Origin of the sequence: Streptomyces sudanensis (genome assembly GCF_023614315.1) — a bacterium.
GTDB classification, from domain to species: Bacteria; Actinomycetota; Actinomycetes; order Streptomycetales; family Streptomycetaceae; genus Streptomyces; species Streptomyces sudanensis.
The window spans coordinates 269,977-271,744 of record NZ_CP095474.1; the positions used below are offsets into that span (position 1 = coordinate 269,977).

The following is a 1,768-nucleotide window of genomic DNA, read 5'->3' on the forward strand; positions in this document are numbered from 1 at the left end:
ACGCCCCTGCGCGGTGTTCCCCGGGCGGGCGGCGTCCCGGATCGGGCCGGGCAGGCGGTGTTCCGGATCGGGCCGGGGCCGGGGTCTTCCGGGAGGGGGTGAGGGGCGTCCCGGTTCCGGAGGAGAGCGCGTACCGCCCCGCACGAGGCGGTACGGAGCAGTCTGGAGGGGCCGGCCCCGCGGCGCACGTGTCCCGGTGCCCTGCTAGGCCCCGGGGTTGGAGGCGCCCTCGCCCTGCTCGCGGGCCGACTCCTGGGCGGACCTGCTGGGGCTGAGGGCGTCGGCCGCCTCGCCGTCGTCCTCGCGGGCCTCCCCGTCGTCGAGCCGGAGTTCGGCCTCCTCGAACTCGTGCAGGACCTCTTCCGCGGTGTTCTCCGGTGTGCGCTTCGTCTGCTTCGTCTGCTTCATGGGCCTCCGTGTTCCTCGCGACCGGCCGTTCCAACCCCGTGCGGTTCCGCGTCCCGCCGGGTTCCCGCTCCGCCGGGCGGCCCGGCGGACGGCGGATCGCGGCCGTCCCGGCGACGGGCGGCGGTCCCGTGCCCGGGTCGGCGGCGCCGGCGCACGGCGGTCCCCGGCGGGCCCGGGCCGCGGGCGGCTACGTCCGCCGGCCGCCCCGCCCGGCCGGCCGGGGCAGCGCGAAGCGGCGGCGGAGCTGCCGCCAGGTCGCGGTGGGGCAGGGCCCCTGCGGCCGGTCCTTGAGGAAGTCCCGGTACGGCACCCGGCGGGGCCGCAGGGCGGTCTCCACCCAGTGGCCCTTGCCGGAGACGGTGTCCCACTCGCCGTTGGGCATCGGGACGTAGCCGGGGCGGCCGTCCTTGTTCTGCGAGGTGATCTGCAGGACGTTGGCGTATCCCAGGCGGCGGCTCAGGACGACGCAGTAGTGCCGCGCCGCCCGGTCGCCGTCCCGGTACGGCACCATCGCGAGCCACACCTCCCCCGGCAGCGGCCGGCCCCGCTCCCGCCACAGCACCACCCTGCGGAAGACCAGGGCGGTGGCGCCCGCCGCGAGGGCCTCCAGGGTCGCGCCGAGGAGCCAGTCGCCGGTGCCGACCCGGTCGCGGACCCGCAAAGCCACCACCGTGCACAGTCCCAGCAGCAGCGCCGTGCCGGCGGCGAGGGCGGGCGCGCGGCCCGGGCGGCGGCGCCCGGCCGACCGGACCACGGCCAGCGCCGTCGCCACGGGGATCGCGACCAGGACGAGCCGCCCCCACGGGGCGGGGCGCTGCGGCGGCGACTGCGCCGCCATCAGGTCGGAAACGGTCAGCGGTATCGACAGCAGGCACCCGAGGAGGGCGGCGGCCGACAGGAGGACCAGCCCTCTCCACACGGTCGGTCTCCTTTCCCGGTCGGTGGCGGCACGGAACCTCATGACCCACCGGACGAGGACCGGCACGGCGTGCGCGGCTCCTCGCCGGCGGTCGAGGGGGCGGCGAAACGGACGGCGGCGCCCGGGCGGACGGCGGCGCCCCGGCGGACGGCGGCGCCCCGGGGGACGGCGGCGTACGCCGTCGGCGCGTCCCGGTCGGCGGCGTGGAAGGCCTCCGTCGTCCGCTTCCGCCGTGCCATCGCCGTCGCCCCCTCGGTCTCGAATCCCGTGGAGACTCTTCCAGAGGGAGCGGCCCAGGGGTATCCCCTGGGCCGCTTGCGGGCGCGGTGGTTCGGGTGCGGGCGCGTCGGAGCGGGGCGCCGGTGTTCCGGTGCGGGGCCGTCCAGGGCGTCCGCGGCGTCCGCGGCGGGCGGGCCGGGGCCTGGGAGGGAGGGGCCGGTG

Annotated in this window: 2 protein-coding genes; both read right to left on the reverse strand. The window is 78.6% G+C overall.

The features are described 5' to 3' along the window. Window positions 1–204 precede the first annotated feature (204 nt). A complete protein-coding gene (locus MW084_RS01205) occupies window positions 205–408 on the reverse strand; it encodes a hypothetical protein (protein WP_010473789.1) in 204 nt (67 codons plus the stop codon). A gap of 187 nt (window positions 409–595) precedes the next feature. After that, the gene (locus MW084_RS01210) at window positions 596–1,327 is read right to left on the reverse strand and encodes a hypothetical protein (RefSeq protein ID WP_158684361.1); all 732 of its coding nucleotides are present in this window, start codon (window positions 1,325–1,327) and stop codon (window positions 596–598) included. Window positions 1,328–1,768 lie beyond the last annotated feature (441 nt).

What these genes read in the sequence shown, in the direction of transcription:
- MW084_RS01205 (WP_010473789.1), bottom strand. Translation starts at nt 408, where the DNA reads ATGAAGCAGACGAAGCAGACGAAGCGCACACCGGAGAACACCGCGGAA.